This window comes from Oceanispirochaeta sp., assembly GCF_027859075.1.
Lineage (GTDB): Bacteria > Spirochaetota > Spirochaetia > DSM-2461 > DSM-2461 > Oceanispirochaeta.
This window is the reverse complement of sequence record NZ_JAQIBL010000299.1, coordinates 1-7,845: the sequence shown is the minus strand read 5'-3', so window position 1 is coordinate 7,845 and position 7,845 is coordinate 1. Positions and strand designations below refer to the sequence as shown.

The window sequence follows — 7,845 nt, the reverse complement described above, 5'->3', positions numbered from 1 at the left end:
GTTCCTTCCAAAAATACCAAAGAATATATACAGGATGACCAAGGCGGCGGGAGCCAGAAACTTCAGTAGCCCCACTTCTTTTATTTTTTGGCTTAAAGTCATTTTACGTTACTCCTATTCATCTACCGAGGCTGATTTACAGCCTCGGTGTCTTTCTTGTCGAGGCCTAAGGGCCTTGGTGTCTTTATCGCTCAGGGCCGAAGGACTTAAAGGACGGCTCTATTTGTAGCCAATTTCATAACTTCTTCCTGATTGGCATCCTTGATATCCAATTCGCCAGTGACCCGACCTTCACACATAACGACGATTCGGTCACTCATTCTCAGAATTTCAGTCAGCTCCGATGAAATCATAATGATAGACTTCCCCGCTTTGGCCAGTTCATTCATCAATGTGTAGATCTCACTCTTGGCTCCGACGTCAATACCTCTTGTGGGTTCATCGAAGATCAGGATCTCGCAGTCCTTGATCAGCCATTTGGCGATAACGACTTTCTGCTGATTACCCCCCGAAAGGTTCTTTAAAAGCTGAAAGACCGTGGGGGTCTTGATCTTCAGAGTCTCAACATAGCTTTCTGTAATCTCTGCAATATGACTCTTATGAATAAAAAGGCCTTTTTCATAATCGTCATAAGACGCCATGATGGCGTTATCCGTCACATCCAGATTCACCGCCAGGCCGAATTTTTTTCTGTCTTCCGACAGATATCCGATTCCATGACGCACGGCATCCCTGGGAGATGTGATTCTCACGGGTCTGCCCTTGATTTCCACGGTACCTGTCTCAATCTTTTCTGCCCCGAAAATAGCCCGGGCAGTTTCTGTTCGACCCGCACCCATCAGGCCCGCAAATCCCAGGATCTCGCCCTTTTTTAATTCAAAGGAGACATCCTTGACCATACGGCCGGAATTCAGACTGTTCACCTTCAAAACAACATCGGCATCAGCCGGGACATTGCTCTGAGCCTTGGGATTCTCATATATGACCCGTCCCACCATCATATTGATGATGTCTTCTTTGATCAGCTTATCGGTATCTTCGGTACCGACATATTCTCCGTCTCTGAGAACGGTAACTCTGTTGGTGATCTTTCCGATCTCATCCATTCTGTGTGAAATGTAGATCATGCCGACACCCTTGCCGGCCAGGTCTCTCATGATGGTGAAAAGTTCCTTGATTTCCGTTTCGGTCAAAGCCGCGGTGGGTTCATCCAGAATCAAAACCTTTAAATTGTGGGAGACCGCTTTGGCTATTTCGACCATCTGCTGTTTACCGACGGTCAGACGCCCCAAAACTTCTGTTGGGTCAATGTCCATATTCAGACGCTTGAACAACTCAACGGTACGTTCATTCTGCAATTTATCATCCAGAAATAAACGATTTTTCTTCATAGACTCCCGTCCAATGAAGATGTTCTGAGCCACAGTGAGATGATCCATCATATGCAGTTCCTGATGGATGATTCCGATCCCCCTGCTCAAGGCCTCTTTGGGTCCCCGGGGGTTATACAATTTACCTAGATAATGAATTTCACCCGAATCTTTGGGAAAGATTCCTGTCAGGGCTTTCATAAGAGTGGATTTACCGGCACCATTTTCACCGACAAGAGCATGGATTTCTCCGGCCCTCAGCTCAAAGTCCACACCCTTTAAGGCATGAACTCCTGTAAATCTCTTGTCAATTTTTTTCATGGAGAGGACTGTTTCTCTCAAAGCGATTCTCCTTGTGTAGTAGGTAAATTATCACCCTGAATTCAAAATCGCGAAATTGAGGATATTACGGAGAATGTTTAATATTTTCCTGTTTGCTGATTATTCCAGACTATTTAATGCCTGAAAATGGAAATAGCAGCTCCTGATACTGCCTTTCAAACATGTTGTCCTTTGTAATCAGAACGGAACCGGTGTCCACCAGTGGATCAATATCATTCCCCTTCAAATAATCTGCGGCAGCTTTGACCGAGAGGTAGCCCATATTGTAGGGCCGTTGTACAACCGTAGCCTGTATGATTCCTTCCTCCAGATCAGACAGTTCCTGTACTGCATTATCAAACCCGACAACCAGGACATCCCTCTTGCTGTTGCTTTCTCTGATCGCCCGGGCGACTCCCAGGGAGGCCACCTCATTCAGGGCAACGATACCACCCAGATCAGGATTTTTAAGCAGTTCCAGAGTAATCTGATAGGCGATATCCTGCTCTACATCACAGAACCAGGTGCCGATGATGTTCTCCCCTTCCAGGGCACTGCGGACCCCCCTCTCCCGTTCGATGGCTGTAGCTGTTTCCTGTATATGGCTGACAATGGCAATCTGCTTCCTGTCATGCTCATCAATCAGTCGTTTCATCTCTTCTCCGGCTTTCACGCCTGCATCCACATTGTTGGTGGCCACAAAAGAAATAGGAATATCCGAATCGACACCGGAATCAATGGTGATAATGGGGATTCCCTGAAGACTGGCCCTCTCAACCGACTCGACGAGCTTCTTGTAGTCTGAGGCTGCCAGGATGATCAAGGGAGGATTTTTTTGAATGATATTATCCAGTATTTGGATCTGACTGTTGATTTCTTTTTCAAAACGAGGACCTGAAACCTCCACATTGACACCAAACTCCCTGGCTGCATCAACGATACCCTGATCTACAACGTCCCAGAAATCCATGGGTTGTCCCACTATTGATTTTAAAACAATTTCAATTGTTCCCTCGGGAGCAGGAACCTCGGAGGAGGCACTGTCATAAAAAAGAGAAAGAGCCATAAACAGAGCCAGCGCCGCCATCAGGCTGGACATAAGAAGGTACCATCTTTTCAAAATACGACCTCCAGTGATGATGCGGGAAAACGGACGGAAATACAGGTCCCGACTCCGGGAGAACTCTCGCAGACGAGGCCATACTCTTTTCCAAAATAGAGCTGGATCCGTTCATGGACATTTCGGACTCCCAGCCCCTGTCTGTTCAGCCTGACGGCACTGACATCCGAACGTTCCAGGCCCTCCACCAGCAATGCCAGCTGTGCCTCATTCATGCCGATTCCATTATCCCTGACTTCCAGAACAATCACATCATCTTCGAGCCAGCCGGAGATGCTGATCAAACCCTCATGATCCACTTCCTTAATCCCATGATAGATCGCATTTTCTACAAGAGGTTGAAGTGTTATTTTCAAGGTGGTCATATCCAGAATCTCCGGATCCATATTCATCTCATACCGGAATTTATCCTGATAACGCATCTCCTGAATCGTCAAATAGGATTTAACATGTTCCAGCTCATTCCGGATAGAGATCAGATCCCGCCCCTTGCTGATGCTGATTCTGAAAAGTTTAGATAAAGCCGATGTCATTTGAACAACTTTTTCATTCTGCTTCATCTCTCCCATCCAGATAATAGAATCAAGGGTATTATAAAGAAAGTGAGGATTAATCTGTGCTTGAAGGGCTTTGAGATCACTCTTTCTTTTAAGCTCCTGTTCCCTTGTGTTGGCATCCATTAATTCACGGATACGCCCGACCATGATATCGTATTCTCTGGCTAGTTCCCGAATTTCATCGGTGGCTTTTATGGAGCCTACAACACGGAATTCTCCAGTTTCAACGGTCTGCATGATTTCCTGAAGTTTTCTGACAGGCTTTGTGATACCCGAAGATATTTTATTGGTTGCCAGGCCGACAATGAGAAAAAGAACCAGGCCGATCAGGGTGTAGATCAGCTGCAGACTCTTCCATTCGGTGATGATATCGCTTTCATAGATCACACTGACTACATGCCATCCTGTCAGTTGTGAGGTTTCCACCATATAATAGCGCTCATCCCTCTGATAGGTCTGGATTTCTCCGGAATGAATCATAGCCATGATTCCCTCCAGGGGTTCGCTCTTGATATTACTGTACACGAGCTGCTGCGTCGGGTGAAACACGTAGTTCCCTTCATTGTCCAGGATGAAGTTATACCCCTTCTGGCCGATCACCAGGGATTGGCAAAGATCTTTGATCCTGTTGAATTTAAGATCGACCAGGAGAATGCCCTTCAAGATGCCATCTTCTTTAGACAGAATGCCTTTACTGAGGGAGACAACCCAGGAATAGCGCCCCCATATCAGATTCTGAACATAGGAGGAGGACACAATCGTCTTATTTCCCACTTCAACAGCATCAATAAACCAGTCTTTATCCTGAATGGCCGTCCAGGGATTGATCTTCACATCTTCAGAGGATGTCAGGATGAAACGATCCATTCGGATGAGGAGGATATCCGAAATATCTTCCCGGGCCTGAATATAGTTTTGCAGCTTCTGCCGAATAAACTGAATTGTATCCTCCATTTCTACCTTCCCTGAATCTTCAGCAGAAGTGGTCAGGAACATTTGAATTTGATCATCCACCGTCACGGCCTGAGAGATATGCTCCATCCCCTGTATATAACTGTCCATTTGAGAGACTAGCTGATGCAGCACTACCCGGTTGCTGTCAATGGTGGTACTTTTAACTGTATCAATGGTATAGCGGAATGAGACCAGCTGCATCACAAATATGGCGCTGAATATCATGACAGTAAATATCGTGTATATCCTGGACTCCAGGGTTCCGAAACTCAATGCTTTTTTCATTGAGTCCTGGTCCTTCTGTATTCCATGGCAGTCATGCCCGTATGCTTTTTGAAAATGATGGAGAAGTAGCGAGGATCTGAAAATCCCACCTGCTCTGCGATTTCATAACTTTTCAAATCGCTGCTCCACAACAGCTGCTTTGCCTCCTCCATCCTGACAAATGTAAGGTATTCAACAAAGGTCATATCCGTCCCTTCCTTGAAGAGGAGAGAAAACTGACTCGTTGACAGATATAACTCAAGGCATATGTCGTTGAGGGAAAAATCTTTATCTATGAACCGTTCCTGAATGATAGACTTAGCCCGGTCGATTCTGGAAAGAAGCACCCCTTTTCTCCGTTGGCGGATTTGCTCATCAATATTCAGGATCAACGACTCGATTGCCTTTTCGGCGGTGGTCAAAGCCTCAAAATGGCTGGGATTGAGAGAACCCAGGATTCCTTCGGGTGAGACGAGTTCCAGGTCCCGGATAAACAGAGAGATACTGGAGTACAGCTGAAGAAATATGGACGACAGCTGCTGGGGCGTCTGGTAATGAGTTTCAAGATACTCAATGAGTTCCCTGAGGATTTTTATGCTGTCTCTGGCACGTCCGTCCTTAATATGATTCATCATTTCCGAGGTATATTGATTGAGTTTTTCCGGAGAAGGTGCCTCACGGTTTCTGATTTCTTCAACCGTCACAACCTGACTCAATCCCAGACTTCGGGAGTAATCCACAGCAGTGCAGGCTCCCTGATAGGAACGCTCCAGGAGGGGAATCCCATCAACAACTTCTCCGCATCCGATCGAAATCATGGGTTTATCCAGAGAGGAGGCGAAATTGAAGGCTTCTTGAGCCAGCATGGTGGTATAAGCTTTAAAACGGTCCTGTCGGCTCTCCTGGATGAGAAAAATGATATCCTCCATCCGGCTGAAAAAGACCTCATCCACATCTTTCACAAGACCTTTGAGGAATTCTCCCAGGGAGAACCGCTCCAACTCCGACCAGGATGAGGGGATTTTTAAAATGACCACTTGATAAAGAGACTCCAGATCTGTCCATTGAAAAAATGCTTTTCGATCCTGCAGTTTATCGATGCTCACAGAATCCGAGATCAACCTGCAGAGAAAACGCTCTTTCAACAGTGGGAAGCTCTGATCCAGCTTCGCCTTAAGCATATCCTGCTGCAGCCGGCTGCTCCTCTCCAGATCCAGTTCCTTTCTGATGGTACTCAGGACAGTAGAGAGTTCATTCCGTGTAATGGGTTTTAATATAAACTCACGGACCTGATTTCTGATAGCCTCCTGGGCATACTCAAAATCATCATATCCAGTCAGGAGTATAATAATGATATCCGGGAACTTCTCACCCAGAACACGACTGAGTTCCAGACCGCTCATGCGGGGCATATTGATATCCGACAGAACCAGGTCAACGGGATTATTCTTAATATATTCCAGGGCATCCAGTCCATGCTCAAAAACCCCGACCAACTGAAATCCGACCTCGTCCCAGGGGACACAGCTGGAGATTCCCTCTCTGACAATGGCTTCGTCATCTACAAAAATCATCTTATACATCAAGAGGTCCTGAAATATTCATTTTAAGAGAGTATACCATAGGATATTCAGAAGAACAGCAAAAAGGGAAAGCTTCCTTCATCAGTTCCCGGCAGCTCTTAGGAGCATCAGAATTCCCCCCGGTTCATATTCCGAAAAACATCGACTTCCGGATGCGTGAGGAACTCATCCAGCATCACCGAGGCCTTCTCGTTCAGGGAGTCTTTAATACCCTGAGCCTGGTCTTCACTCATTCGACTCAGAGCCGCCGTCAGGACCCTGAACTGGGTATTGATAAAGCCGGCATCTTTGAGGGAGATCTTTTGCTCCCGGGCAAAATGATAGTCTTCATTCACCGCAGATATCATGATATCCCGGAGGATCATATTCCACTGTTCCGTCACGGCGGGAGATTCATCCTGGGCCAGAACGGCTTTAATCCTTTCCCGGAACTCGGGCATGATATATGAGTTCATCACCGAGTCATCGAAGTCTTTTTCATAGATCTTTTCAGCCTCGAAACGGCTCCTCTGATACAAATTCCGCAGCCATTCAAAATAGGAGGCTGTAACCCCGGCACTGTTGGCCAGAAAGTCATACACCACCAGGACACCCTTATCCAGAAGGATCTTTTCCGCCTTTGAACTGTTACTTCCATTACTGCCGCACACTTCGATTTTAGCCTTGATCCGGGGCGCATTCTCCTCGGTGACCGAATTTTCAAGGGCAGCAGGAACTAAAAGATCACACTCAAGCTCCAGGAGAACAGATCCTTCACGGGCTCCCATGATTTTTTCATTGACATTCATTTCACAATGAACGACTGAAGCCCGTACCGCCCGGTCATCAAGCCCCCGGGAGTCTTCAACCGCTTTCATCACCAGTACCGGATCAAGATTATCCCCGATGATGGCTCCCCCCGCATCGGACACGGCAATCAGGTTCACCCCGTATTTAGCCATCTCACTGATGATTGAACTACCGACCTTACCCGAGCCCTGGACAACCATTTTTTTGCCCTTCAGCAGTTTAGGGAAGACAACATCCTGGAGAAGGGTCCAATCAGTGGCGCTGATTATATCCACCCCACCCTGGACAAGGATCGATGGCACATCAATATGGATCAGCCTGGAAAGGGCGGCCTTTTCTTCCTTAGTTAAATCGACAGAGCTGTCCCATTGATCTTCCAGATAGAGATTGGCCACAGCCGTCAGGGTGGCATAACACATCCCCCGCCCGGTGGCCCCGGTTCGGGCGGCAATCCCCATCTTAGGTTTACCCGTTATCTGAGCCGCAACCACAAGTTCCAGATATTCCTGATTGGCTCCCAGCTCTTTCAAAATACGGCTGTCGGTGTTATCAATATTAAAGGCTTCCTTGAGGAGCACACGGGCTTCTGTCAAAGAGATGATCTGATCACCGATCATGGTCACATTGTGACGGACTCCGTACACCATAAGAGCCAGATCACGAAGGGCCGACTTGAACCCTTCGAACATGCGCCCGATTTCATCGGCCCCGCATCCCACATCTCCGGCGGGAACATCCCGGGCCGGACCGGTTACCAGAAACAGGGAGCGGCCGAAATTGCTCAGGGAATCAAAGAAGTCCATGCTTCGGGGATCATACTCACGGGGGTTCAGCATCAGACCGCCCTTGGCACCACCGAAAAGAATACGGCTCCGGGCACTCTTCCA

Annotated in this window: 5 protein-coding genes; all 5 read right to left on the bottom strand. The window is 47.3% G+C overall.

Annotated elements, in window-relative coordinates; genetic code table 11:
- Positions 1-206: 206 nt before the first annotated feature.
- Positions 207-1,712 (bottom strand): sugar ABC transporter ATP-binding protein, encoded by a 1,506-nt coding sequence (locus tag PF479_RS16745; protein ID WP_298008920.1) that lies wholly within the window; start codon positions 1,710-1,712, stop codon positions 207-209.
- Between the two features lie 109 nt (positions 1,713-1,821).
- Positions 1,822-2,811, bottom strand: coding sequence for a substrate-binding domain-containing protein (locus PF479_RS16740; RefSeq protein ID WP_298008917.1), 990 nt, complete (start codon positions 2,809-2,811; stop codon positions 1,822-1,824).
- The gene (locus PF479_RS16735) at positions 2,808-4,607 is read right to left on the bottom strand and encodes a sensor histidine kinase (protein ID WP_298008914.1); all 1,800 of its coding nucleotides are present in this window, start codon (positions 4,605-4,607) and stop codon (positions 2,808-2,810) included. The genes PF479_RS16740 and PF479_RS16735 overlap by 4 nt, the downstream gene beginning before the upstream one ends.
- On the bottom strand, positions 4,604-6,169 hold the full coding sequence (locus PF479_RS16730) for a response regulator (protein WP_298008912.1): 1,566 nt from the start codon (positions 6,167-6,169) through the stop codon (positions 4,604-4,606). Before PF479_RS16730 ends, PF479_RS16735 begins: the two co-directional genes overlap by 4 nt.
- A 107-nt stretch (positions 6,170-6,276) precedes the next feature.
- A partial coding sequence (locus PF479_RS16725; RefSeq protein WP_298008909.1) for a Glu/Leu/Phe/Val dehydrogenase dimerization domain-containing protein occupies positions 6,277-7,845 on the bottom strand: 1,569 nt, incomplete at its 5' end.